Source organism: Pelosinus propionicus DSM 13327, from assembly GCF_900114615.1.
GTDB classification, from domain to species: domain Bacteria; phylum Bacillota; class Negativicutes; order DSM-13327; family DSM-13327; genus Pelosinus; species Pelosinus propionicus.
Genome location: NZ_FOTS01000016.1, coordinates 32,731 through 59,140 on the forward strand (window position 1 = coordinate 32,731; position 26,410 = coordinate 59,140).

The 26,410-nt window shown below is 40.1% G+C and carries 28 protein-coding genes; 26 read left to right on the forward strand and 2 right to left on the reverse strand.

Annotated elements, in window-relative coordinates:
• Positions 1-88: 88 nt before the first annotated feature.
• The 26 genes from BMZ99_RS10370 to BMZ99_RS10495 all read left to right on the forward strand — a co-directional run bounded on the left by BMZ99_RS10370 (position 89) and on the right by BMZ99_RS10495 (position 24,649).
• The gene (locus BMZ99_RS10370; RefSeq protein WP_090936360.1) at positions 89-1,354 is read left to right on the forward strand and encodes a cation:dicarboxylate symporter family transporter; all 1,266 of its coding nucleotides are present in this window, start codon (positions 89-91) and stop codon (positions 1,352-1,354) included.
• A gap of 88 nt (positions 1,355-1,442) precedes the next feature.
• Complete coding sequence (locus BMZ99_RS10375; protein WP_245754913.1) at positions 1,443-2,291, forward strand: fumarate hydratase; 849 nt, start codon at positions 1,443-1,445, stop codon at positions 2,289-2,291.
• A gap of 27 nt (positions 2,292-2,318) precedes the next feature.
• A complete protein-coding gene (locus tag BMZ99_RS10380) occupies positions 2,319-2,861 on the forward strand; it encodes a FumA C-terminus/TtdB family hydratase beta subunit (RefSeq protein WP_090936366.1) in 543 nt (180 codons plus the stop codon).
• Between the two features lie 135 nt (positions 2,862-2,996).
• A complete protein-coding gene (locus BMZ99_RS10385; protein WP_090936369.1) occupies positions 2,997-3,320 on the forward strand; it encodes a hypothetical protein in 324 nt (107 codons plus the stop codon).
• A gap of 83 nt (positions 3,321-3,403) precedes the next feature.
• A complete protein-coding gene (locus BMZ99_RS10390; RefSeq protein ID WP_090936372.1) occupies positions 3,404-3,883 on the forward strand; it encodes a YhcH/YjgK/YiaL family protein in 480 nt (159 codons plus the stop codon).
• A 193-nt stretch (positions 3,884-4,076) separates the two neighbouring features.
• On the forward strand, positions 4,077-4,712 hold the full coding sequence (locus BMZ99_RS10395; RefSeq protein ID WP_090936375.1) for a LysE family translocator: 636 nt from the start codon (positions 4,077-4,079) through the stop codon (positions 4,710-4,712).
• Between the two features lie 212 nt (positions 4,713-4,924).
• Positions 4,925-5,521: a DJ-1/PfpI family protein gene (locus tag BMZ99_RS10400; RefSeq protein ID WP_090936378.1), complete on the forward strand. Its 597-nt coding sequence runs from the start codon at positions 4,925-4,927 to the stop codon at positions 5,519-5,521.
• 166 nt (positions 5,522-5,687) lie between these two features.
• A complete protein-coding gene (locus BMZ99_RS26295) occupies positions 5,688-5,843 on the forward strand; it encodes a hypothetical protein (RefSeq protein ID WP_175490526.1) in 156 nt (51 codons plus the stop codon).
• 321 nt (positions 5,844-6,164) lie between these two features.
• A complete protein-coding gene (locus tag BMZ99_RS10405) occupies positions 6,165-7,313 on the forward strand; it encodes a metallo-dependent hydrolase (RefSeq protein ID WP_090936381.1) in 1,149 nt (382 codons plus the stop codon).
• Between the two features lie 82 nt (positions 7,314-7,395).
• On the forward strand, positions 7,396-8,634 hold the full coding sequence (locus tag BMZ99_RS10410; protein ID WP_245754914.1) for an MFS transporter: 1,239 nt from the start codon (positions 7,396-7,398) through the stop codon (positions 8,632-8,634).
• Between the two features lie 358 nt (positions 8,635-8,992).
• Entirely contained in the window at positions 8,993-9,862 is an 870-nt protein-coding gene (locus BMZ99_RS10415) for an NAD(P)-dependent oxidoreductase (RefSeq protein WP_090936383.1), read from the forward strand.
• A 33-nt stretch (positions 9,863-9,895) separates the two neighbouring features.
• A complete protein-coding gene (locus BMZ99_RS10420) occupies positions 9,896-11,365 on the forward strand; it encodes an SLC13 family permease (protein WP_090936386.1) in 1,470 nt (489 codons plus the stop codon).
• A gap of 30 nt (positions 11,366-11,395) precedes the next feature.
• A complete protein-coding gene (locus tag BMZ99_RS10425) occupies positions 11,396-12,376 on the forward strand; it encodes a 2-hydroxyacid dehydrogenase (RefSeq protein ID WP_090936389.1) in 981 nt (326 codons plus the stop codon).
• Positions 12,377-12,453: 77 nt separating this feature from the next.
• Positions 12,454-12,996: an HD domain-containing protein gene (locus BMZ99_RS10430; protein WP_217645074.1), complete on the forward strand. Its 543-nt coding sequence runs from the start codon at positions 12,454-12,456 to the stop codon at positions 12,994-12,996.
• A gap of 82 nt (positions 12,997-13,078) precedes the next feature.
• The gene (locus BMZ99_RS10435; protein WP_090936395.1) at positions 13,079-13,771 is read left to right on the forward strand and encodes an RraA family protein; all 693 of its coding nucleotides are present in this window, start codon (positions 13,079-13,081) and stop codon (positions 13,769-13,771) included.
• A gap of 21 nt (positions 13,772-13,792) precedes the next feature.
• On the forward strand, positions 13,793-13,993 hold the full coding sequence (locus BMZ99_RS10440) for a 4Fe-4S dicluster domain-containing protein (protein ID WP_175490527.1): 201 nt from the start codon (positions 13,793-13,795) through the stop codon (positions 13,991-13,993).
• Complete coding sequence (locus BMZ99_RS10445) at positions 13,990-15,138, forward strand: 2-oxoacid:acceptor oxidoreductase subunit alpha (RefSeq protein WP_090936397.1); 1,149 nt, start codon at positions 13,990-13,992, stop codon at positions 15,136-15,138. The genes BMZ99_RS10440 and BMZ99_RS10445 overlap by 4 nt, the downstream gene beginning before the upstream one ends.
• The gene (locus tag BMZ99_RS10450) at positions 15,135-15,950 is read left to right on the forward strand and encodes a 2-oxoacid:ferredoxin oxidoreductase subunit beta (protein ID WP_090936400.1); all 816 of its coding nucleotides are present in this window, start codon (positions 15,135-15,137) and stop codon (positions 15,948-15,950) included. The genes BMZ99_RS10445 and BMZ99_RS10450 overlap by 4 nt, the downstream gene beginning before the upstream one ends.
• Positions 15,947-16,471 carry a 2-oxoacid:acceptor oxidoreductase family protein gene (locus BMZ99_RS10455; RefSeq protein WP_090936403.1) on the forward strand — a complete coding sequence of 175 codons (525 nt, stop codon included), beginning with the start codon at positions 15,947-15,949 and terminating at the stop codon, positions 16,469-16,471. Before BMZ99_RS10450 ends, BMZ99_RS10455 begins: the two co-directional genes overlap by 4 nt.
• A gap of 239 nt (positions 16,472-16,710) precedes the next feature.
• Positions 16,711-17,898 carry an MFS transporter gene (locus BMZ99_RS10460; protein WP_090936406.1) on the forward strand — a complete coding sequence of 396 codons (1,188 nt, stop codon included), beginning with the start codon at positions 16,711-16,713 and terminating at the stop codon, positions 17,896-17,898.
• A gap of 12 nt (positions 17,899-17,910) precedes the next feature.
• Complete coding sequence (locus BMZ99_RS10465; protein ID WP_090936409.1) at positions 17,911-19,950, forward strand: methyl-accepting chemotaxis protein; 2,040 nt, start codon at positions 17,911-17,913, stop codon at positions 19,948-19,950.
• Between the two features lie 66 nt (positions 19,951-20,016).
• Positions 20,017-20,895 (forward strand): amidohydrolase family protein, encoded by an 879-nt coding sequence (locus tag BMZ99_RS10470; RefSeq protein ID WP_217645075.1) that lies wholly within the window; start codon positions 20,017-20,019, stop codon positions 20,893-20,895.
• A gap of 66 nt (positions 20,896-20,961) precedes the next feature.
• Positions 20,962-21,930, forward strand: coding sequence for an amidohydrolase family protein (locus tag BMZ99_RS10475; RefSeq protein ID WP_217645076.1), 969 nt, complete (start codon positions 20,962-20,964; stop codon positions 21,928-21,930).
• A 363-nt stretch (positions 21,931-22,293) separates the two neighbouring features.
• On the forward strand, positions 22,294-23,151 hold the full coding sequence (locus BMZ99_RS10485) for a MurR/RpiR family transcriptional regulator (RefSeq protein ID WP_090936419.1): 858 nt from the start codon (positions 22,294-22,296) through the stop codon (positions 23,149-23,151).
• A 353-nt stretch (positions 23,152-23,504) separates the two neighbouring features.
• Positions 23,505-24,017 (forward strand): CBO0543 family protein, encoded by a 513-nt coding sequence (locus tag BMZ99_RS10490; protein WP_090936422.1) that lies wholly within the window; start codon positions 23,505-23,507, stop codon positions 24,015-24,017.
• A 77-nt stretch (positions 24,018-24,094) separates the two neighbouring features.
• Positions 24,095-24,649 carry a CBO0543 family protein gene (locus BMZ99_RS10495; RefSeq protein ID WP_090936425.1) on the forward strand — a complete coding sequence of 185 codons (555 nt, stop codon included), beginning with the start codon at positions 24,095-24,097 and terminating at the stop codon, positions 24,647-24,649.
• Between the two features lie 308 nt (positions 24,650-24,957).
• On the opposite strand, the gene fosX is transcribed toward BMZ99_RS10495, so the two are convergent.
• On the reverse strand, positions 24,958-25,362 hold the full coding sequence (gene fosX / locus BMZ99_RS10500) for a FosX/FosE/FosI family fosfomycin resistance hydrolase (protein WP_090936428.1): 405 nt from the start codon (positions 25,360-25,362) through the stop codon (positions 24,958-24,960).
• 100 nt (positions 25,363-25,462) lie between these two features.
• The gene (locus tag BMZ99_RS10505) at positions 25,463-26,323 is read right to left on the reverse strand and encodes an EamA family transporter (protein ID WP_090936431.1); all 861 of its coding nucleotides are present in this window, start codon (positions 26,321-26,323) and stop codon (positions 25,463-25,465) included.
• Between the last annotated feature and the right edge of the window lie 87 nt (positions 26,324-26,410).

Here is a 26,410-nt window from a genome sequence, read left to right on the forward strand (position 1 = left end):
TATTTCAAGTTGCAATTCATGATGGCATTTGAAAAGGCTGCAAAGATGGATAACTTCGGATAAAGAATAGACAAGGGGGATAATTAGAATGAAAAAAATTGGACTACCTATTCAAATTTTTCTGGGCCTTTTCTTTGGTGTACTCGTTGGGGTGGTATTTTATAAACATCCTGGGGTCGAGACTTATCTAAAACCCATGGGCGAGATTTTTTTGCATTTAATTAAAATGATTGTAATTCCTATTATTTTTTCGAATATTGTGGTTGGCGTTGCAGGATTAGGCAGTGCAAAGCGCCTTGGGACACTTGGATTTAGAACTATTCTATATTTTGAAATCGCTACCACTGTAGCGATTGTAATCGGTCTTTTATTTGCAAATATGTTCCACCCAGGTACAGGCGTTGACATGAGTGCTCTCTCCAAAGGAGACATTTCAAAATACGTGGCAACTGAACAGCAGATGGCTAAGGGCAGTCATATGGACTTTATTATCAATATTGTTCCCACGAATGTGTTTGGCGCGATGGCAAAAGGAGAGCTATTACCTGTTATTTTCTTCTCTGTCCTGTTAGGTATAAGTCTCGCCACTATGGGTGAGAAGGCAAAGCCTGTGCTGGCGTTCTTCAAAAGCTTTTCTGAAGCTATGGTCTATATGGTTAGAATGATCCTTAAAGTTGCTCCGTTTGGAGTATTTGGTTTAATCGGCGTAACCGTTTCCAAGTTTGGAGCGGCTGCACTAATTCCATTAGCAAAATTAATCCTTGCAACGTATGCTGCGTATCTAGTCTTTATTGTTGTCTGCTTTGGATTAGTAGCCAAATTATTTAAAATCGATTTAATCGAGTTTTTGAAAATTCTTAAGGCGGAATTAATTCTTGTTTTTTCTACGGCAAGTTCTGAATCGGTTCTACCTCAGGTAATGCAAAAATTAGAGGATTATGGATGTCCTAAAGCGATTGTTGCATTTGTTGTTCCCATTGGATATTCCTTTAATACAGATGGGTCCTGTATCTATTTGTCTCTTGCTTCCGTTTTTATTGCTCAGCTTTACGGCATCGACATGCCGCTAAGTGCTCAAATCCTATTAATAGTAGTTCTTATGGTTACTTCCAAAGGAGTCTCCGGAGTTGCCGGCGGAGCATTCGTGGTACTTCTCTCTTCTTTGGCATCAGCAGGACTTCCCCTTGAAGGTGTAGCTTTTATCGCAGGCATTGATTTTGTCTTAAATATGGGCCGGGCTACTATTAATGTACTTGGAAATGCTTTAGCAACCATAGTCATTACGAAATGGGAAAACCAATTTGATTATGAAAAGAATAAAGCATACCTTGCGCTCAGTGATAGTACTGTTTAGATTTGTGAGCCATTGACCAAGGCCAGAAGCCTTGAGCAATATATCATCTCGGGTTTCCGAGCGAATAGATATTTTTTAGGAGGTTTTAATGATGAGTAGAATTTTAAACACAGAAGTCGTTGTCCCAGTTATTGAAAGACTTGTAAAAAAAGCCTGTTGTGAATTAAATGATAATGTCATGGAGGCATTTCGCAGTGCTTGTGAACAGGAAGAGTCTGTTCTGGGTAAAGAAACAATTCAGATCTTAATTGAAAATGGCGAATATGCCAAGCGTGAACAAATGGCTTGCTGTCATGATACAGGCGCAGCTGTCGTTATTATGGAAATCGGACAAAATGTCGCCTGGGAGGGTAAACCTCTCAAAGAACAAGTAAACGAAGGCGTTCGTCAAGGTTATGAAAAAGGAAATCTGCGAAAATCGATGGTAGCCGATCCTTTAGAACGGGTTAATACCAATGATAATACTCCGGCTATTTTGCATACGGAAATTGTCGAAGGTGATACGGTTACGATTACAGTTATGCCAAAAGGTGGCGGCAGTGAAAATATGGGCGCCTTTAAAACTCTCTTGCCTGGTCAAGGCATACAAGGCGTAAAGGACTTTGTTTTAGAAGTTGTCAAAAGGGTTGGCGGCAATCCTTGTCCGCCGTATATTATTGGTATTGGCGTTGGCGGAACAATGGACAAATGTGCTGTAATGGCTAAAAAAGCCTTGATTCGGCCAATTGGAAAAAGAAATGCCAAACCTTTATATGCAGAGTTGGAAAAAGAGATTCTAGATGCTGTAAATAACACAGGAATTGGACCATTAGGAATGGGCGGGCGAATTACGGCTCTTGATGTTCACATTGATTATTATCCCTGTCACATTACGGCATTGCCTGTTGCTGTAAATTTTCAATGTAATGCAGCTCGTCAGGCGACGGAAACCATTTAAAATTAAACAGATAAGGGGTGGATCTTTATGGAATTAACATTGCCATTAACGAAGGAGCAGGTAAAAATACTGAAAGTCGGTGATGTCGCTTATTTGACAGGGTATGTTTATACCTGTCGTGATGCCGCGCATAAAAAAATTCAGGAAGCTCTTGAAAGAGGTGAAAAATCGCCTGTCGATTGGCAGGATCAGTTAGTGTATTATGCAGGTCCTTGTCCGGCGAAACCGGGGAAAGTATTTGGTTCTAACGGGCCGACGACAGCAGCACGCATGGATCCTTTTGTTGAAATGATGTTTCAGCAAGGAATGATTGCTATGCTCGGAAAAGGAGATCGTGCCGAGTATGTCGCTGATCTATGTAAGCAGTATGGCGGCGTATCTTTTTTAGGAATTGGCGGAGCTTCGGCAATTAATGCAGATCGTGTTAAATCAGTTGAAATTGTTGCATATGGAGAGCTGGGGACAGAATCTATAAAAAAATTATATTTTGATCGCTATCGCGTAATTGTAGGTATTGATACAGAGGGGAATGTCCTGCAGCAACAAGAAGTGCCCAAATATAAACGCTAAGATGTTGTAAAAGTGCAGGATCGCTTTTTATTGTAGTAGTCCTGCACTTTTTCTTTTTGATGTCATGTAAAGAAGACATCAAAAAGGCGTAAACAAAATATCTATCTTGCAAAGAGGCAGAACGGATGAGCATGAATGTTTGAACAACTTTTAAAAAAGCTAAATGAAATATTTCATAAAGATGCTGTTTACGATAGTAAGCTTGATTGTGTAGAGCAGACTTCGTGGATTCTTTTTTTGAAATCGCTTGATAATCTAAACAAGAATAAACAAATAGCGGGTCATACTCAGACTACATCTGCGATAACCAAAGAACAAGCAGCCATTTTAGAGGAGATTAAAGCTTCTAGCCAAGAACTTTCTGCAGTCGCACAGCGATTGCAGCAGTCTATAGGTAAATTGGAATTATCCAAGGACGTAGCTGTTCTTTACCCCTGCCTGCAGAGGCGGGAGTATTAGAACCGGTAGTCATCGGATAAATCAGTTGAGACTAAAGTTTTTGACTATGTAAGAAAAGATATTTAAGAAGTAGGTATAAAATAATGATTATAGGAAATTTGCTAAACATGAAAGAAGAGATCAACTTATATCCTCCTGGAATACAAGTGGGTCTAAAGTTTCTTTTAGAAACAGATATTTCCTCCTTATCATTAGGGGAGCATGAAATCCAGGGCAAGCAAATTTATGCGAAAGTTTCAGAATATCAAACTGAACCTAAAGAACATCGAAGACCAGAAAGCCACGAAAAATATGTTGACATACAATATATTTGCTCGGGAGAAGAAATGATAGGCTTAGCGATGATAACAGAAGCTGGTGAAATTGATGAGGATTGTCGGAATGAACGAGATATAATTTTTTATAAGAGTGTTGCCAGAGAGACTCAGATTGTTCTCACCCAAGGAATGTTCGCAGTGTTTTTCCCATGGGATGTTCATCGCCCTAATTGTAATAGCAATGAACAGACTGTTAATGTTAGAAAGATATTGTTAAAAGTAAGGATGGATGTACTTGGCTCTTAAGTAGAAGCCATTGAGAATTTTAAAGGTATGTAAGTATCTTCGCCTTGCAGAAATTTTGTATTTTAATAACGCTTGTTTCAAAAAAAAAATTTTTGAAACAAGCGTTATTAAATTGGCATACATATAGCTATTATTGTCGAATGTATTAAACATGGTATAATATAGCAAACCTATAATAAAGGGAGAGAGATTTTTGGAATTAACCAATATATACTTATTTATTTCTATATCGTTTATTCTACTTATATCGCCTGGACCAAACACGATATACGTTGTTACCAAGGGGATAACTGAGGGACGTAAAGCAGCTTTTAAGGCGGTAGCGGGGGCATCAGCGGGAGATTTGGTTCAAGTATTGGCAGCTTCATTAGGTTTAGCAGTATTATTGCAAGCGTCATCGTTAGCATTTTTCATCGTTAAAATGCTTGGTGCTAGCTATTTATTCTACGTCGGAATACGATGCTTTTTGAATAAGCAGAAGCTGTTCCTAAAATCTTCGGGGGAAGAAACTAAAGCGAAAGACCTATTTTTTACTGGCTTCTTCACTTCGATGCTAAATCCGAAGACTACATTATTTTTTTTGAGCTTTTTGCCTCAATTTATTGATAACCAAAGTGCTTATGCGCAACAACAAATGCTTTTGCTTGGTGCGATATTTGTTGTTATGGGATTTTTAGTAATGAGTATCTATGCTGTAGTAGCCGAAAAACTACGTTTCTGGATATCCAAAAATGAAAAAATACAAGCATATTTAAATTGGGTAACAGGGGCAATCTTTATCGGTTTTGGATTACGGGTGGCTTTTTCAGAAACGGAAGCGTCCCATTGAGTTTCTTTCTTGCTGCTTTTTATGCATAGACACAACCTCCGTTCCTTAGTCGTCTTAAATAATAAAACCAGCATTTTAGTATGCTGGTTTTATTATTTAAAGGATAAGTATAGAATGTATTGAACTAATGATAGGACTAACTGATGCCAATAAATAAATCTTGAATAATGGATAGTAATAGCTAAAGAATATTAGAATGGGAGGATATACAAATGAAAAAAAATAGGCGTGTAGGTATACTGTTGTTTGACGAGGTTGAAGTATTAGATTTTGCAGGTCCGTTTGAAGTTTTTTCTATCGCTTCTGTTCCTGAACAATTGGACAAACCGTTTTTAGTACAAACTGTATCACAGTACGGAAAGATGATCAAGGCTCGAAATGGGCTGATGGTGCAGCCGAGTTTTAGTTTTGAAAATGCTCCTGATTTTGATATTCTTATTGTTCCAGGTGGTTATGGAGCGGAAGAAATAGAAATAAATAATGAAACGGTATTACAGTGGATTAAGAAACAACAAGATAAAGTGGAATTAACTGCTTCTGTATGTACGGGTGCATTCTTGCTAGCAAAGGCAGGATTGCTTAATGACAAACGAGCTACTACTCATTGGATGGATATTGACCGTCTTGAAAGGGAGTTTCACGAAGTGAAAGTCGAGAGAAATTGTAAATTTGTTGATGAAGGCTCAATTATTACATCTGGCGGAATTTCTGCTGGAATCAATATGTCATTTCACATCATTAAGCGGTTGTTAGGGGAAGATGTTGTGGAAACAACTGCAAGACGTATGGAGTATGATATTACTATTTAGATTGTATTTTAAAAATATCAGCGTAATGCTGATACTTTCCGTTAGCTAAACGTAAAATTATGAAGTTATCCCCTCTACCTTGTTCAATTAATTTTATTTCGATAAGACGAAAGTAGCTAGTTGCCTGATGAGAGACAATTAGCTACTTTTCTGTGCCATTAAGAATATGTTTGTTGTAATTCTAAGGGCTAATTTAGCTGGATCCTCTGCTGTAGTGGACGGCACTCGTGGTTTTGTTGATTTCAATGCTTCGAATTCACAGAATCCTCTAAGTCATTACATAAACGCAGAAATAGCTGTGTGTCTAGTGATGGACAAGTAGCTATTTATGTCTTAAAGGTTAACTATATTACGTACAAGGATTACGTTAGTGGAAGAAGTGAAATAATTAGAATAGGTGAAATAGTGAGAAATTTGCAAAAAGAAAGTGCTAATTGCTCTAGAAAACTGTTTATCAAGGGTGAATGTGTTTTACTTTGGAAGAGATAAAGTGATATATTGAATGTAGTAAATTTTACAACATTATTATAAAAGTAATAAATATTACTACAATAAATTAAAGGAATAGAAGCAAAGTTAATGACCTTAGCAATTAGATTGCGTAAGACATCTGAAACAAGCAAAGAAGAGAGGGAGGGGTAATATGACTATAAAAGGAGATTTATTAATTCGTGGCGGGACTATAGTCGATCCAGCCCGTAATTTTTTGGATAAAGCTGATATTTTAATCCGAGGGGATAGAGTTGTCGATATTCCTGTAGATGAAAAAATCCAAGCCGAAAAAGTAATTGAGGCAACTAACTGTTTAGTGTTACCCGGACTTATTGATTATCATACGCACCTCTTTCATAGTGGAACTCAAATTGGCATATACCCAGATTCGGCACTATTGCCTCAAGGGGTAACTACTGCCGTTGATCAAGGTAGTGCAGGTGTTACCAACTTTGATAGTTTTTTTAAGACAGTCGTGAACAATAGTCAAATGAGGATCTTTGCGCACCTTCATGCATCGCCGGCAGGGCTCTCAACCCTAACTCGTTCTTTGGAACCGATAGATCCAAATTTGTTTGATGCAGAGTGCGCGCGCAGTCTTTTTAAAAAATATGATAAGGAACTTCTTGGCTTAAAAATTCGTCAAAGTAAAGAAATTGTTGGGGAATGGGGGTTAGCTCCATTAAAAGCTACCGTTCAGATGGCAAATACGTTAGGGTGCAGGGTCGTGGTTCATACGACAAATCCCCCTGGAGAAGTGGAAGAACTAGTATCATTATTGCGCTCAGGAGACGTATTTACTCATGTTTATCAAGGTAAGGGTAGCAATATCATTAATGAGAGAGGAAAAATTCGTCAGGCTGTTCGGGAGGCACGAACCAAAGGTGTATTGTTTGACACTGCTGATGGGAGAGGACACTATGCATTTTCGGTGGCTAAAGCTGCAATTGCTGATGGATTCGAACCAGACATTATCAGTACTGATATTGTTAGGGGAAGTTTATACGAACGGACTGTTTTTGGTTTGCCACTAATAATGTCAAAGTATTTAAATCTAGGTATCTCTTTGGAAAAGGTGGTAAAAGCCTGTACTTCTGCACCTGCCCGCGTGATTGGAATGGAAGGGAAAATTGGTACTCTGGCTCCAGGTGCCTACGGGGATATTGCAGTGTTTCAATTAAAGGAAATTCCGCTACACATACAAGATGTCTTTGGCGAAGTGCTGACTTGTGACCAAGTTTTCATACCACAGATGACTGTGCTCAATGGCAGGGTGGTGTATCGTAGTTTGGAATTTTGATGCCATAGGTTAGAAGGATACTTACATGTATTGTGAATTTTGAATACGAATATTTGAAATCGTAAAAGAAGGGGAGACAGCCATGAATTCAAGGTCGTACCGAATAAAGTTAGTCTTAGTGCTATTCAGCGCCATGTTTGTAATGGGACTTGATCGAAGCAGCCTTGGAATTGCAGCTCCGGTAATTATGAAAGAGCTTAATGTTGATCCTGCAACAATGGGAGTTGCTATGTCGGCGTTCTTTTGGACTTATACGTTGTTTAGCTTGCCAGCTGGTAACCTTTCAGACATGTATGGATCGAAGAAGGTATTAGGCTGGGCAGCTGTTATTTGGTCGTTGGCATCTGCAGCAACTGGACTCGCTAGTGGTTTAGTAAGCATTATAGCAGCCCGGTTGGGTGTTGGATTAGGAGAAGCTGCTGTATTCCCGGTGACTGCGAAGATTGCTGGTGACAACTTTCCTTCCAAGGAACGGGCAACGGCAATTGGGTGGTACTTATCGGGGGCTAGACTAGGGTATGCCGCAACTCCTATTGTCATGGGGTTTTTGATTGCCCAGTATAGCTGGAGAATGGCGTTTATAATCACTGGATTAGGAAGCTTGCTATGGTGCGTTCTTTGGTATTACTGGTACAAAGATGCTGTTAATCGATCAGAGTCAGGGGAAATTGCAGCTAAACCTAAAACTATCATCCCATGGATACAGCTCTTAACCAACAGGTGCACCTTAGGCATATTCTTAACAAAGTTTTGTGGGGACTATTTGTATTATATGTTTTTGACCTGGGTGCCTTCATACCTAGTTATGGAGAGAGGATTCTCTATTCTTAAAATGGGCATATATGCATCCTTGCCTTTTTTAACTGCATTTGTAGTTCAGCCTGTTGCTGGTTATCTGTCGGATTGGCTTGTTAAAAGAGGAACAAGCCTTACCGTAGCCAGAAAAGGTGTTCTTGTTACAGCGCAACTATGTGCCTCATCAATAATGGCCGTTGGATTTGTTGAAAATCCTATGGTAGCAGTTGCCATTCTTACACTTAATGTTGCCGCAGCGTCAACTATAGGAGGAATGATGTTTACATTGGTTACAGAAGTTTCGCCTCCAGGCATGACGGGAACCGTTACGGGAAGTATGAATACTGTAGGTGCGATAGCAGGTATTCTTGCGCCTACAATTACGGGTATTATTGTCAAGTTTACTGGCAGTTTTCAAATGGCACTAGCTCTTAGTGGCAGTCTGTTATTATTGGCTGCGTGCACAGTATTATTTGTTATACCGGCTATTAGGCCTATGAAGTTAGGGGAGAAGACAAACCTTTAGTCGCCAATCTTAGGACATAGCTAAGTGAAAATATGAAAAAAGTGAAATAGTGAAAATTTTATAGAAATATATAGCAGATTGAAATTAATAGTTGTTTATCCGGGATATAGTTTCTTACTGGAACAGGGAGAAGTCTACACCTAATGTAATAAAAAATACATTTAATTAAAATATGAAAAAAATATTACGGATGCGGTAGATATTATTGGCTCAACACCAAAATGTGTGCTTGACTAAATCATCAGCTTATATCTGCAAAATAAACTTTGATGGTATATAATTTTTGCCTTCTTTCTCAAAAAATTATTGTCAAGCACACATTTTGGTGTTGAGCCTATTATGTAAGGAGGAATTTTATATGAAACTAGGATTTATTGGATTTGGGGAAGTTGGTTTTGAAATGTCAACGGGATTTAAAGCATCAGGGTTAGAGCAGATTTTTGTTTATGATGTTATGCAGGGGCATGACGTTTATGGACCGCTAGTCAAGGAACGCGTTGAAAAGTCCAAAGTGACGCTGGTATCTTCCTCACAGGAAGTATTAGAGAACGTAGATGTTGTTTTTGTGGCCGTACCTGGTAGCAAAGCTCTACAAACAGCAAAAGAGTTGGTTCCATTCTTAAAAAGATCACTATTATATGTTGATGTATCGGCTTCTTCGCCAGAAGTGAAACGTGGCATTTGGGAGTCAATTAAAGGGACAGGCGTATCTTTTGTTGATGCTGCAATGCTTGGCTCATTACCACTATATAAGAATAAAGTTCCTACTTTAGCCAGTGGTAATGGAAGTGACCTGTTATTAAAGTTAATGGTTCCGTATGGAATGGATATTGAAAAAGTCAGTGATACTCCTGGTGAGGCTACAGGAATAAAATTTGTACGTAGTATTTTTATGAAAGGCCTACCAGCTTTAATGGTAGAGGTTCTAGAGGCGGCATCTATTATGAAGGTTGACCATTTAGTACTGAAGTCATTAGCCGCGACCATGAATGCATGCTCCTTTGAACAAACTTTAAATCGTCTGGTAACGGGAAGCGCTATACATGCAGAGCGACGCGCTCATGAAATGAAGGACGTTATTGGAATGCTAGAAAGCATCAAGGTTGAGCCAACAATGTCTAAGGCAACCTTTGCAAGGTTAACTTGGTTAGCATCAAAAAATCTGAAACAAAAATTTGGTGGTAATACGCCTAAAGAGTGGCAAGAGGTTGTTAAGGCCTGGCAATAAGTTGAAAATAATATAAATGTAGGAGCGTGAAATATGTCTACAAATGCTAATGTGGTTAAAAGTGAACCTCAAAAAGCTGGCTTTGACTATTGGCGAAAGCGTGCGGGTATTCCATTAACAATAATTATTTTCACAGCAGTATTAATGATGCCGACACCCGTTGGATTGACACTTGCGGGCAAAAAAGCACTGGCGTTGCTTGCCGCCCTCGTTACCCTGTATTTAACCGAGCCTGTTGAACTGACGGTAGTCAGCCTGATGATTTTACCCACTGCTGTTTTTTTAGGGTTGGGCAGCACGAAAGTTGTATTAGAGAACTTTGCTACTTCTTCTATATTTTTATTAGTTGGTGCCACTATGATGGCAGCTGCTATGGAAAAAACTCGTTTAGCCGAAAGATTCACCTATTGGCTGCTTTCGACCATTGGCTGTTCGGCTCGGAATATTAGCTTAGGAGTTACACTTGCTAATGTTGCGCTTGCTTTTATGGTTCCGTCTACTACTGCTAGAACAGCTATCCTTTTACCAATCTGTCTAAGTATAATCCACATGTATGAAAAGACGGGTGAATATCAAAAAGGTCAGCGATTGAATTTTGCCATAAGCTTACTGTTAACATTAGCATTCACAAATTCTACCATTTCAGCTGGGGTTCTGACTGCTACAGTGCCTAATCCTATTACTGTGGATTTTATTGCCAAAGCTGGCACCGTAATTACATATATGGATTGGTTAATGTACGGTTTTCCGCCGGCAATTGTCATGACGTTATTTAGCTGGTGGTATTTGCGCAAAGTTTTCAAGCCAGAACGTGAAGAGATCCCAGGCGGAAAAGAGCTCATAACGCAAAAACTTAATGATATGGGAGCCATGACTTCACCTGAATGGCGTACTCTTTTTGTATTCCTTTTGGTAGTTGCGCTATGGGCGACAGGTGGCATAACCAAAATGGACACTACTGTTGCTTGTTATCTAGGTGTTAGTTTATTGTTTCTTCCTAAATTTGGAGTTATTAAGTGGAAGGATACCAATAGGGATTCAGCCTACCATATTTTAATGATGAGTGGGGGGGCGCTTGCTGTTGGTGAATTTCTTATGAAGACTGGAGCTGCTAAGTGGCTTGCGAATAGTGTTTTCCACTCTCTTGGTTTAGCCGGTGCATCATCGCTGGTGGTTATTGGTGCTGTACTGTTCATTGTCCAGTTTTCTCGTATCGGTTTTTTTGGCACAACGGGTCTCACCGTATTGTTTATGCCGGTGCTTATTGCGTTGGCTGCTACTGCTAATCTTCCTGCTGCTGCTGTGGCTTTACCTGCAGGTATGCTTATTGGTGGCTTTCCTTTCTTAATGTTTTATAACACGATTTCAAATATCCTTATCTTTGGCACAGGTTATTTGACTGTAGGAGATTTTCCTAAGGTTGGCGGTGTATTATGTCTAGTCGGAGTTATTGTATATACAATATGTGCTACAACGTACTGGCGCTGGTTGGGATTATTTTAGCGCTTAAGTAATAATTGGAGGTAAGAATAGGTGGAAATTATTGCTCTTACAGGAGAATATGATCCTGAAATTAAAGCGTTATTCTCAAAGATGGTGCCGAATGGATTTAAGTTAAAAGAAATATCTGCAGCAAGCCAATATGATGAATTACATGATGCAAATTACATTATATTGAGAATACTTAGCCTAAATGAAGAGGTAATTAATTCTCTTCCTAATCTTAAATTAATTCAAAGATGGGGCGTCGGATATGACAAAGTAGATATCATCGCAGCTGGAAAGAACAATATTCCTGTTGCCATTACGTCAGGAATGAATGCCTCATCTGTATCTGAGATGGCTATACTTCTTATCCTTGCCGTTTACCGAAAATTGATCTGTCTGCACAATAATGTGCTTGAAGGAAGGTGGCAGCAAGGAGGGCTTGGAAGCACATCGTATACCATAGACGGCAAAATAGTTGGACTGATTGGATTAGGAAGTATTGGGAAACAGGTTGCTAAAAAAGTAATGGCTTTTGGTGCCACTGTTCAGTATTATGATGTATTTAGACTTTCACCAGAGGAAGAAGAGAAGCTTGGGATTCAATATGTAGAGCTAAAGCAATTGCTAAAAACATCTGATATCGTAAGTTTACATGTACCATTAACTGATAAAACTAAGCATTTGATTTGTAAGGATACCATCGAACTCATGAAGCCTATGGCAATTATAATCAATACTGCTCGAGGCCCGATCATTAAAGAAGATGACCTGGAAGAGGCACTTCAGAATAAGAGAATATTGGGTGCAGGACTGGATTGTTTGGAAAATGAGCCTGCTAATGAGAATAATCCTCTACTTAAACTAAAGAATATTGTAGTTACGCCTCATATGGGCGGAAGTACAGCTGATATAAATGCTAGCATGGCTAAGCGCTGTATTGAAAATATCCTGAAAATTAGCAATGGTCAAGCCTTACCTAAGACAGATGTTGTAAATGCCCAGTACTTTGTTAATCAACAAATATAATTTTAAATAATACCTATAGCAAGATGGTTGCTGAAGGTTGGTAATGGAGATGGTATTTTACTATGCATGCAAAAATTATGGAACTGTTACCGGAAATTAATTGGATTAAGGATGTAAAACTTCGTGATGCTGTTGTTGAAAGTTATGTTGACGCATTAACGGAAGGAGGATGGGAACCGGGGGACATGACAAACATTCCTTTTGCCTTGGCCTTTCCTAACTGTCCTACTTCCTATCTTCAACATGTAAGGGCCGTAACTCGTATGTCTCTCACTATATTAGAAGAATACAATTCTATATACAAGGGACATGGGGATTTTTTACTGGACCATGACCGACTTATCGCAGGTGCGATTTTACATGACATTGGTAAATTGGTTGAGTGGGAGAAAGGACCTGATGGTAAGTTTGGTAAGTCCCAGGCAGGTAAGGATTTACGGCATCCATTTTCAGGAACAGTAATAGCGATGCGTAATGGTATTTCTACTGATATTGCGCACATCATTGCAAATCATGCTCATGAAGGTGATGGGGCAAGACGTAGTCCAGAGGGGGTAGTGATTAATAAAGTTGATATGATGAATTTTGATAGCATTAAATCACATTTGGGATATTTATAAGCTTAATCTAAGATTGAATGTAGTCATTATGGCTAAGCCTAGAGTATAAAAATATAACCTAACGAAAAGAGGAGGAATTTATATGTCTAATGTTGGATGTCGAGTTTTTATGAAGATTAATCGCCCTAGTAAGGAATTGGTGGAAGGATTCAGAGGGATTCCAGTTGCAAATATTGCTGATGAAATGAATCGCTTTAGTTGCGTAGATGCACGGATCAAACCTTATAATAATAGACCGTTATTAGGTACAGCGTTTACGGTAAAGGCCAGAGTGGCTGATAATTTATTGCTTCATAAGGCCTTAGAACTGGCACAGCCGGGTGATGTAATCATTGTTGATGCACAAGGCGATACCGCAAATGCCATAACAGGTGAAATTATGATGACTCAGGCTGCTGTCAATGGACTGGCTGGCGTAGTGATTGACGGAGCCATTCGTGATGCAGCGCAAATGCAAGAGTTAGATATGCCTGTATATGCAGCAGGAGTACAACCAAAGGGGCCTTACAAAGATGGTCCTGGAGAAATTAACGTTCCTGTTAGCTGTGGAGGCGTTGTAGTAAATCCGGGAGATATTGTAGTAGGGGATGCGGATGGCATTGTTATTATTAGTCCTAAAGACGCACCGGAAACCTTGAAGAAGGCCATAGCGAAGCTAGCTAAAGAACAGGCGATCATTCAGGGCATTAAGGATCGGGTTCCTAGAGATAAATCATGGGTAGATAAGGCTTTAACAAAAGTGGGCTGCGAATATATTGATGACGTTTATAAATAGAGGAAAAGTAGGAGGACAGTTATGGGAATTGAAATCACGACACTAAAGGAGAGATGCAAAGGCTGTAATATTTGTGCAGCCTTTTGCCCTAAGAAAATTTTAGCAATGGATACCTTGGGAAAGGTATATGTAACAGATGAAAAAGCATGTATCAATTGTGGACAATGTGAACTACGTTGCCCTGATTATGCAATTTATGTAGAAAAGAAGGTGGAGAAATGAGCCAAGCTAGATTAATGCAAGGGAATGAAGCTTGTGCCGAAGGCGCAATGGCTGCTGGAGTGAATTTTTTTGGAGGCTATCCAATTACCCCTTCTACAGAAATTGCTGAAATTATGGCAAAAGAACTTCCTGCCCTAGGTGGTACTTTCATTCAGATGGAAGATGAAATTGCTGGGATCGCAGTCGTGTTAGGTGCAGCTTTAGCTGGTCGAAAAGCTCTTACCGCTACTTCCGGACCAGGGTTTTCTCTTAAACAAGAATTAATTGGTTATGGCTGTATAGCTGAAATACCGCTTGTTATTGCCAATGTTCAGAGGATGGGGCCAGCTACAGGTCAGCCTACTTCGCCTGCACAAGGGGATGTAATGCAGGCGCGGTGGGGAACTCATGGAGATCATCCTATGATTGCTCTATCTCCTTGGACGGTTCGAGAATCGTTTGATGTGGCAGTAATGGCCGTAAATTATGCAGAACGGTTCCGTACTCCTGTTATTATTTTATTGGATGAAGTAGTAGGCCACATGCGAGAAAAAGTTGTATTGCCGAAAGCGGAAGATATAGAAATATATCCTCGCCGCAAGCCAAATTGTACCAGGGAGGAGGGGTATAAACCATATACTCCGATGGCAGATTTAGTGCCAAATCCTGCAGATTTTGGAACTGGACATCATATTCATGTTACAGGACTTATTCATGATGAAACGGGCTTTCCAACAGGAAGTTCTAAGGTAACTGAGGATACGATTCAAAGGTTGCATCAAAAAATTTCAAGGGTTCAAGATGAGATTACTCATTATGACGAGTTTTTTATGGAAGATGCTGAGTATGCAGTTTTGACATACGGTGGAACAGCTCGTACCGCCTATGCAGCAGTGAAAATGGCAAGGCAGCAAGGAATCAAAGTTGGCATGGTTCGCTTGATGACGATATGGCCTTTTGCGGATAAGGTTATCAAAAAAGTAGCTCAAAAAGTGAAAAAAATTCTTGTACCGGAAATGAACTACGGACAGCTGGTTTTGGAAGTTGAACGTGCTGCTGCAGGACAAGCAGCGGTAATTTCCCTTCCTAAATATAATACAGAAATATTTACTCCTAAAGAAATATGTACAGCAATCGAAGAACTTGCAACAGAGGTGGTAAAATGAGAAGCTATGAAAAATATTTCCGAATGAATCGGCTGCCACATATTTGGTGCCCGGGATGCGGTAATGGAATTGTCATGAAATCCATTGCCAAAGCTGCGGAACAATTAGGACTTGATCAAGATAATACAGTAATCGTATCTGGTATCGGATGCTCATCAAGAGCTTCTGGTTATATGAACTTTGATACGTTGCATACAGCCCACGGCAGGGCAATTCCCTTTGCCACGGGCATTAAACTGGCAAATCCTAAACTGAAAGTCATTGTAATCACTGGTGATGGTGATTGTACGGCCATTGGCGGTAATCATTTTATTCACGGTGCTAGAAGAAATATTGATTTAACAGTAATACTGTTTAATAATAATATTTATGGCATGACTGGCGGACAGGCATCTCCCCTTACACCAACTGGAAAAAAAGCTACAACCGCTCCATTTGGCAGTGTTGATACAGCCTTTGATCCTTGTGAACTTGCCAAGGCTGCAGGCGCTAGCTATATTGCCAGAGGTACTGCTTTTCATGCAAAGCCACTGGTTGATCTGATTGCTCAAGGAATTTCCAATAACGGATTTTCCTTAGTAGAAGCCATTACCCAGTGTCCTATTTCCTATGGTCGGAGAAATAAAATGGGGGATGCGGCAGGAATGTTAAAATGGATGAGTGAAAACGCAGTTCCTTTAGCTGCTTATGAAAAACTAGCGGAAGAGCAAAAAGGTGATAAATTCCCAATCGGTGTTTTATATCAAAAAACCGCTCCAGAATACAGTGCAGAATATGCTAAGGTCATTAAATTGGCCCAGGGGGGAAAATAATGCAACAAATACGTCTATGCGGATCAGGCGGTCAAGGAGTAATTACTGCCGCGATTATTCTAGCAGAAGCAGCCATAATGGAAGGCAAGGAATCAGTACAATCCCAGTCCTATGGACCAGAAGCACGAGGAGGAGCCTCGAAGGCAGAAGTTATTATATCTGAAGAGTTCATCTATCATCCGAAAGTAGTGACGCCAGACGTGGTTTTAGCTCTCACCCAACAGGCAGCAGATAAATATTCAGCCGATCTTTGTGATAATGGCGTTCTTGTGATTGACGAAGATCTAGTGCCAGATTCCCCTGAGCACCCGAATGTAATCAAGGTGCCATTAACGCGTCTAGCCGTAGAGGGACTCGGCAAGGATTTGTTTACTAATATTGTTTCATTAGGACTTCTGGTGAAAGTAACTGGAGTTGTATCTTTTGAAACCATTCAAAAGTCTGTTGCCAAAAGAGTACCTCCGGCTACGATAGAAAAAAATATGCAGGCTTTGCGCATCGGATTTGATGCACTTGCTTAGCAGAGCGGATTGGTGGCTGAAACCAATTGATGACGCTAAAATTAGGTTGAATGAAAAAGGGACCTCATGGCACGTCTGGGCCAAGTCCCTTTTTCTAAAATGATAGCATAGATTTTGTTTTGAGTTTCCTGAAAATTGAAAATCATCCGGCAAAGATTGTTATATCAGAAATATGATGTGGAGGGATTGACGATAATGGATGCTAAGAAGATGGGATCATTGCATTACTCGCGGGTGGAATGTTTATTAATGCGATTGATCGCGGTGCACTTGGGGTGGCAGCACCAATTATGCTGAAAGAGTTGAACATGGATCCAGGTTTGATGGGGATTGCGCTGTCAGTTTTTTATTGGAGCTATATTATTTGTATGGTTCCGGTCGGAAGATTTGCGGACAAATATGGCGCAAAGAAGGCAATGGGCTGGGCTGCGGTGCTTTGGTCCCTTATGTCTGCGGCAACTGGCTTTGTGCACGGCTTTTATGGCTTGATATTAACTCGGCTGGGTGTTGGTGCGGGTGAAGCGGCAGGAAATCCGTTGAGTGCAAAAGTAATAAGTGAGAACTTTTCGTCAAGCCAGAGGGCTACAGCGACGGGTTTCTGCCTTTCAGGTACTAAACTTGGTATGGCGGCTGTTCCGCTATTAATGGGCTTTTTGATCACTCAATGGAATTGGCGAGTTGCATTTTTTGTGACAGGCGCGGGAAGTTTATTGTGGTGTGTGTTATGGTATTACTTTTATAAAGACGCTTCAGAGCAAACTGAGGGAGATTCTAAGTCTCAAGGGGTTGCTATACCATGGAAACAGTTCTTGACCAATCGATGTGTTCTTGGTCTTATGGTTACTAAATTCTTCCTGGATTATCTATGGGTCTTATTTGTGAGCTGGCTTCCTGCTTATCTTGTCATGGAGAGAGGTTTCTCGATTATTAAGATGGGAGTATATGCTTCTATCCCTTGGGTTGTAGGTTTTGTTGCTCAACCGGCAATGGGCTACTTTTCTGACTGGCTTATTAAGAAAGGTACAAGTGTAACCAAAGCCAGAAAGTATACATTGGTAGGTTCTCAGTTAGTTGCTGCGCTGGTTATTGCAGTAGGGTTTGTTGATGATCCAGTCATTGCTGTTATTCTATTGACGGTAAATATTGCAGGTGAGTCGGCATCAGCAGGTATCATGTGGACAATTCTTGCGGAAGTCTCACCCAAAGGAATGGGCGGTACTGTTTCCAGTGCCATAAATACGGTTAGTTCTATAGCTGGTGTACTGGCTCCAACGATTACAGGCTTTATTTATAAATTTACCGGCAGTTTTCAAATGGCACTATTGGTTGCTGGCATAGGCATATTGATATCGGCATGTTCAATTTTATTTATTGTTCCGGAAATTAAGCCGATTGAGCTTAATGAGAAAGATAATATTTTGAATTGAGGGGTTGTACAAATGTTAAGAAAGCTTTTGTCTCACTTGCAGTTCAAATTAATAGGTGTCATCTGTCTGATCTTGCTTGTGACTCTTGGGATTGTTTCATTTGTTACTTACAAAAGGACGGATACAATTCTCGCAAAAAATTCAGCAGACCTACAACAAACCATTGCACGGGACTATGCTCGGGAAGTTGAATTTCAATTCAATGTATTATTAAACGATGTTTATTGTATTGCTACGGCGGAGCAAATGATTAATGCTACTGACAAAAATCAAATTCGTCAGATATTAGGTAAGGAAATTAAACGGTATCCGATGTTTAGTGCTCTGTGGTATTTTGATTTGGACGGAATTTCCATTGATGCTACAGGATTAGAAACAAAAAGTGATGAACGTGAGTATTTTCAAATTGTAAAGCGGACCCAGAAACCCTATGTTTCTAATCCCTATATTTCCAAGGTTACTGGGAAGTTCGTTGTTGCTGTAGCATACCCTGTTTTTCGCAACGGCAAGATGGATGGTATGATTAATGCAATCTACCCATCGGACAAAATCCTGGAGAAGGTTCAGCAAGCAAAATTCGGCAAGACGGGCTATGCCATCCTGGTAGGTGGAGATGGCTTGGTTGTTGCAGATGGCGACAATGCTGATTTAATTGGAAAAGTTAGCTTTCTTAAGCAAAACATTCCTGACGGTTTAAATCTTGTCCAGAAGAAGCTTGATGAAAGGGTAGTGAAGTCTACCCAAGAAGCACTTAGCGGTAAGATTGTTCAGACTTCTTATACCAACTATGATAATAATTCTAAGTATGCAGTATTTCGTCCTGTACAACTGGGTGAACAGCAGCGTTGGGGTTTAGTTATTACAACAGAAACGAAAGAGATATATGAAGATGCAAACAATTTATTGAAATGGATATTACTAGTATCTCTTATCGGCTTACTTATCTCTGGAGCAATCGCCTATTCATTCGGGAGAAAATTTACCAAGCCGATCTTGGCTATTAATCAAGAGATGGCGTTAGTTGCCCAAGGAGATTTAAGAAAACACAGTATCGCTGTCACCAGTAGTGATGAATTGGGACAGATGGTAAAAAGTTTCTTGATAATGAGGGACTCTCTAATCAATATAGTCGAAAAGGTACAACATGAGTCTCAGCAGGTAGCGGCAGCATCGGAGGAACTTACTGCTAGTGCTGAGCAATCCGCACAGGCTGCCAATCAAGTTGCTTCATCAATATCTGAAGTGGCACAAGGGACCGACAAACAGCATCATGTAGTAAGTGAGACTGCTGAGATAGTAGGACAAATGTCGGAAAGTATCCAGCAAGTGGCGGCAAATGCCAATGTATTATCACAGCAGTCGACTAAAGCTGCTGAAACAGCAAAAGAAGGCGGCAAGTCAGTAGAGGGTGCAGTTAAACAAATGACTGAAATTGAACATACTGTTAGCTGTTCAGCCCAAGTTGTCACTCAATTAGGGGAACGATCGAAAGAAATAGGACAAATTGTAGACACTATTTCCGGAATTGCGGGCCAGACCAATCTCTTAGCTCTTAACGCTGCTATTGAGGCGGCAAGAGCCGGTGAACAGGGACGCGGCTTTGCAGTTGTTGCAGAAGAGGTTCGTAAGCTGGCAGAACAATCCCAAGAGGCAGCCAAGCAAATCTCACATCTGATTAGCGCGATACAAGGTGAGACAGACAAGGCGGTATCGGCCATGAATGAGGGTACACGAGATGTTAAAGTCGGTACTGGGATAGTAAATGAAGCAGGTAAAGCTTTTCAAGAAATTGTTAGTCTTGTAGATAGTTTAGCAGAGCAGGTCGAAGCAATTTCAACAGCTATTAGGAATTTAGCCAGCGGCAGTCAAAAGATTGTGTCGTCGGTTCAGCAAATTGATCAACTAACGGCGACAACAACCGAGGAAGCACAGACTGTTTCAGCAGCCACAGAAGAACAGTCTGCATCAATGGAAGAAATTGCGTCCTCTAGCCAAAGTCTTGCCAAAATGGCTCAGGATTTACAAGACGCTGTTAGTAAGTTTCGCATCTAATAAAAAGTTACAGTACCTCAGCAAACCACTGATAGTATTAAGAGATTAGAGTAAAGGATGATTTTTATGGAAGAAAAGGTAAGCAATCAGGTACCTTTCTCTGGTGGCGCACGGCCTCCTTATCTCATAGCACCGATAAATGCCTGTGACTGTCATATGCATATTTATGATGGTCGATTTCCACCATCACCTCATTGGGACAAACGTCCGCCAGAAGCCAATGCGGATGCGTATCGACTTTTACAAAAGCGGATTGGTACTACACGTACTGTAGTTGTCACTCCATCGACCTATGGCATTGATAATCGCTGCACCCTTGATGCAATCGAACAAATTGGTTCAACGGCGCGTGGAGTGGCTGTTGTTGATATAGATGTATCGGATGACGAGTTGAAACGACTGGATAGTTTGGGCATATGCGGTATTCGTGTTAACTTTGTTTCTCCCCAATCTTGGGGTTTGACTACGGCGGAAATGCTCGAAACCCTTGCGAAGCGCGTAAGCAATTTCGATTGGCATGTGCAGATTTTAATGTTGGGCGACCAGATCGTTGCCATGGAGCGGGTTTTGCAGCAACTACCTGTGCCGATAGTGATTGATCATTTGGCTCGCATACCAGAGCCGGCAGGTGTGGATCACCCAGCATTTAAGGCTATATTAAGATTGCTTGATAAAGGACAGACTTGGGTTAAGCTTTCTGGTGCTTATATGGACACAAAGGTTGGTTCACCTGGCTATGATGACGTGACGAAGGTGGCCCAGGGGTTTGTCAGAGCAGCCCCAGAACGAATGGTTTGGGGGAGTGATTGGCCGCATCCAACAGAAAAAGTAAAGCCTGATGATGCAGTGCTCTTTGATCTTCTGTCCAAGTGGGCAATGGAAGAAGCTGCGATTTATAAAATTCTTGTGGAAAATCCAGAAAATTTGTATGGTTTCTCAAAATGAGTATATGAATGAAGTCATCTTAGTATAACAATGATTTACTAATACCAATTAGAGGAGGAAGTTTACTTGGATAATAAAGTAGTCACACGTCGTACTTTTCTTAAAGGAACAGGATTGACTTTTATGGCATTAAGCGGAATTCGTATCCCAGTGGGAAGCGCCGAAAGCGATTCCGCCGAACAAAAAGTGCCTTATTCATCTGGTAGTGAGTTACCGAAGTTGAAGGTGCCTTTGAATGCGGCAGATTGTCATCATCATATCTATGATTCTCGCTTTCCTGTTGATCCCAATTCTACCCTTCGACATCCTGATGCTACAGTTGCCGATTACCGACTTCTGCAAAAGCGGCTCGGCACAACGCGTAATGTAATCGTGCAGCCTTCTACCTATGGTGTGGACAACAGTGGGCTTGTTGAATCTCTCAAGGAATTCTGTCTTAAAACAACTCGGGGGATTGCCGTAGTTAATACCAGTGTCACCGATGCTGAGCTGGCAGAATTAGATAAGGTTGGTGTGCGCGGTATTCGCTTCAACATGTCGGTGCCTGGCGAAGCCACGAATATGGATATGGTGCAAACTTTGGCGCAGAGGGTTAATGAGCTAGGATGGCACATTCAAGTTGTAGCCAAACCGGATAAAATTTTAGCTGGCAAAGACGTGTGGAGCAGTGTTCCGTGTCCAGTAGTATTCGACCACTTAGGACATATTACCAGTGTCGATCAGCCAGCCTTTGAAGTCATTCTTAATCTGCTGCGGGAAGGCAAGGGCTGGGTGAAATTATCTGGTGCTTATATTCTTAGTAAAGTTGGTTCCCCAACTTACGCAGATCGAACAATAGTAGCAAAAGCGTATGTAAATGAAGTACCAGGGCAATTGGTGTGGGGGAGTGATTGGCCGCATCCTACATCAAAAATTGACAATAAGCCTGATGACGCTATTCTAATGAGCTTGTTGACGGAGTGGGCACCAGATGAGGCTCTGCAAAGACGCATTTTAGTGGATAATCCGGCTAGGCTTTATGGATTCCTCGAATAGCCTTTCGATCTCAAGACTAGAAGATTTGATTGTTGAACATATCGCACGATGCTAATAAATTTTTCTATATCCTCATCTTGTAAAACTGCTTCAGCAACCCAAAATTCTGATGAAAAAGTAAATCAAGTTCATTATTGGCATCATAAGCAGCATTAAACTTATATAATAATAGCTTCAGATATGCAGTGATTTTTCCTATGAAATTGAGGAAGCAACAAAATTGAAACTCGTAAGCTGGCAGACCCATTTGCATAACAGCCAATTGGTCAGATTTACAAGAAGCTGTCACTAAGTTTCTTGTAAATCATTCATATAATCGAGTATAATACTACTACGATAGATGATGAATGGTGGAGAGTGTAAATGGAGAGAACTGTTTTGCTGTTATTGCGGGAGAAGATGGAAATCCTTACTTCTGCTCAACGTAAAGTTGCTGATTATATTTTGAAAAATCCAAATGAAGTGGCATTTTTGACGACCGATCAATTGGCAGGAATTATTGGGGTTAGCGTAGCTACTGTTATGCGATTGGCTTATGCTCTTGGATATACTGGCTATGCACAGTTCCAGAAAGACTTACAGGAAATGTTACGCAGCCGAGTTGAGTCACCCCCAATACGATTGGAAACAAATATAAAAAAGATGGGAAAAAATAAGCTTTTGCTCGAATGTGCTGAAGTTCAAATGAATAATATCAAGAAAACAGTAGAATTTATGTCTGATGAGGCGATTGAGAACGCCTTTAATCTTATATTTGCTGCCAAGAAGATATATGTTATTGGCATTCGGGGAAGTTCCTCGGTGGCTAATTATTTGAACGAAGGGTTAAATCGTCTTGGTGTTGACAGTGAATTACTGGATACTGATTCAGGAAGACTACAGGCTATATTAGTAAAGCTTTCTTCAGAAGATTTAGTTATCCCTATCAGTTTACCTCGATATGGAAAACGAACCATCGAAGTTGCTCAGGTTGCAAAAACAAAAAACGCAAAAATATTGTCAATTACAGATGGATATTCTTCGCCAGTTGCGCTGTTATCTGACGCTTTCTTAGCGTGCGCCTTTGAAAGTTTGTCATTTCACAATTCTGAAATCGGTGCGATGTTTCTGGCTGATTTTTTAGTAACCGGTGTAGCTATTCGAAATTCCAAAAAAACTAAATATTATTTGGAAGAAATCGAAAAAATAGTAGCTGCAACAGATGCTAACTTATTGAAATAATTTACTCTGTTTCTTTGATTCTCAATTTCGTTTAAGTTTCAGAAAGAGAATCTGTAAATAATTCTGCAAGAGTTTTAGTTATTAAACGATTTATCTTTTGGAATCAATATGTCTTTTCACATCATTAGGCGGTTATTAGGGGAAGATGTTGTGGAAACAACTGCAAGACGTATGGAGTATGATATTACTATTTAGATTGTATCTTAAAAGTATCAGCGTAATGCTGATACTTTTTTCGTACCTATCAACTATGACAAACACCGTCCTTGCATATTGTCGACATTGCTTATGACTATATTGACCTCATTGAATAGATTAGTCTACGCTGCGGAAAACTACATCGGGGTGATCTTATGCGAATACTTTTTGCGGCAGCATTTATCTTGGCAGCATGGCGGTGGTCAGATTGGAAAAACTGGAAGGACTACTATTCAACCTACTTATTCCTGACCGCCCTCAGCTTTATATCTGATTTCTTAATGTACAATCATTCATTATGGTTCTATTGTCCGAGCCCCAATTTCCCGAACCACACCGCTGTTGCACTATTTTATGCTTTCACTATATATCCAGCAACTGTACTTTTATATTTATCCTGTTATCCAGTAGGATCTTATTCGCGACAGGCCTTATATATTGCCCTATGGGTTTGCATTTATTCTTTGATGGAAGCGGCAAGTCTAGTAGTTGGAATCGGAAGCTATGATAACGATTGGACGTTATGGTGGTCCGTATTAGTAAACGTCATATTGTTTGCCGTTATTCGTGTTCATTTTTCCAACCCGCTTCTAGCATGGCTGCTAGGTGCTTTATTTTCCATTTTTATCTTAGTTGTATTTGATTTTCGTATTACAGATTTTAAGTAGCCATGCTTACCGGTGCAATTTATTTTCAGGTTCTACTAGAGTTCATAGGAAAAAAGATTTTTTGCAGGGAGGCAAATATGAGTGGATTTCCAACGGATGAACAAGTCGCGCAGATGACGAAAGAATTAACAAGGGCGCGGGTTGAAAATTGGCTGGGAACAGACGTGTTCACATGGCAGTGGTGGCTTATAATAGCTGCATTGGTCATTCCTTGGATCGTCTTTTACTATATAGGAAATAGAAAGCAATTACCGAAATTATTATTGTACGGTACATTTCTTATTTTATTAATAATTACTCTTGATCTCTCTGGCTTCGAGCTTGGATTATGGTACTATCCGTTTAAATTACTACCATTTGGTCCATTGACTGCTTACATTGATATTAGCCCATTGCCAATCATATATATGCTAGAATATCAATATTTTCCGAGATGGAAGGATTTTGTTAAGGTATCGATTGTGACAGGTTTTGTGTTTTCTTTTTGTTTTGAGCCGATATTAGTATTTTTAGGATTATATACCCCTGTGAGATGGGAGCATTATTATGGATTGCCTATTTATATCCTAATGCCCATCGTGATGAGACTGGCAGTTGAAAAGGTATTTTCCATTGCAAAAGAGCAGTCATAAACAATAAACTTGTATTTTGGATTTACCTTAACAGTATACGAGAAATAAATGTTTTGCGTGTAGCTGTTGGGTATCTGATGATAAGAGAGGGCTGAATATATGGAATGTAAAATAAAAAATATATCTGTAAACTATGAGATAATTGGTCAAATTTAATTCTTTAGTTAATGAGTGATTAACAAGAATTGAAGAAGCTTAAACATTTGAAGATCTATTTTAAGTGAGGAAAAGTAAGGCTTATAGATTGTTAATTGATAGGAGATTTGACTTACGCCAATCACATATTCATCGTTCCCGCATTTGCTTTGTCACTTCATTTTATACCTTTCTAATCGCTGTGAAAGTGTTCCCGTATGTATTTCAAACAAATGATTGTCGAAGTCATAAAAATACAATGACTTGCCTTCTCCTTCTACGCGTGGTCGAGGTGGTATAAAATCTACACCTAGTCGCCGAATGCGTGATTTATATGTTTCAAAATCTGCTTCTGATATTTTAAATGCGATGTGGTTGTATGTACGAGTTGGAAGGGACTCTCCTTCCATAATTGCGATCCATTGCTCGCCAATCATGAAGAATTTCTCTCTCGATATCGAGAAGGTATTATCTCCGCTAGAGTAAACTTCTTCTGCTTCAAAGATTTGTTTGAAAAATTTTGTCGCAAGTTCAAGGTCTCTAACAATAAAAGTAACGTGACTGATGCCTTCTATCATAGTATCTCCTCCTCCATTCTGTTAATGGTGCGTCATGCCAAATGTACGAACCTCGTTCGCCTTTGAAAAAATATTATTTATTGCCTGAAGACACGCCTAACTATCCGATAGACAACGCTCCTAACCCAATGACCATCGCGCTTGCGCCTATGGCACGAATCTTTATATTTCCTTCTGATAGCAGTCTGGCTCCCATTGCTGTGCCTATTAGAATGCTGACTTCTCTCGCTGGAGCAATATAACTTACAGGATTGAATACCATAGCAGTTAAAACCAAAATATACGCCAATGGACATAAAATAGCCACACTAATAGCTTCCATTTTGTGACGGGTCCATTGGTCCTTTATTTTGTCCCAATTTTTAAACGCATATGGAGTTAAGAGAAATACTCGTCCTAAGTTTGCCGACCAATCAAGAAGCAAAGGCGGTATCAGGAAGGTGCTGACAGCCAATTTGTCTGAGAGCGTATATCCAGCAATCATAGTGCCGCAGAGAATAGCAAATATCATTGGTTTGCGGGCAGTAGGATCCGCCAGCTTAAAGGGATTCCCCGTGATTACAACAATCCCTAATCCAATCAATACCGTTCCGACAAGCGCTATTGCCGAAGGATGTTCGTCTAAAAATACAATGGCTGCAATCGTCGAAAGCATAGGACCCGTACCGCGAGCGAGAGGATAGATAACCGAAAGATCACCAATCCGATAGCCTTTGTCTAACATAATATAATATAAAGAGTGCAATATGGCGCTGCCTAGCATAAACCCCAATTGATGCCATCCGATATTCGGCTTTTGTATGACGATGATCCAGAGAGCTAACGGGAGATAAAGCAAAGTGGAAAGAGCGGCGAATAGCCAAATAAAGGCTGTACCTCCACATGCTTTTTTTGCTAAATAATTCCATGTGGCGTGACCGAAAGCGGCAAACAGGATAAGAACAATAGCCGATCCTGTCATATAATCCCTCCAATGAAAATGATCATTTGACTAGCTTTATTAATGGTAATTGTACATTTACATAGAATAATGTTGTAAAGTTCAAAC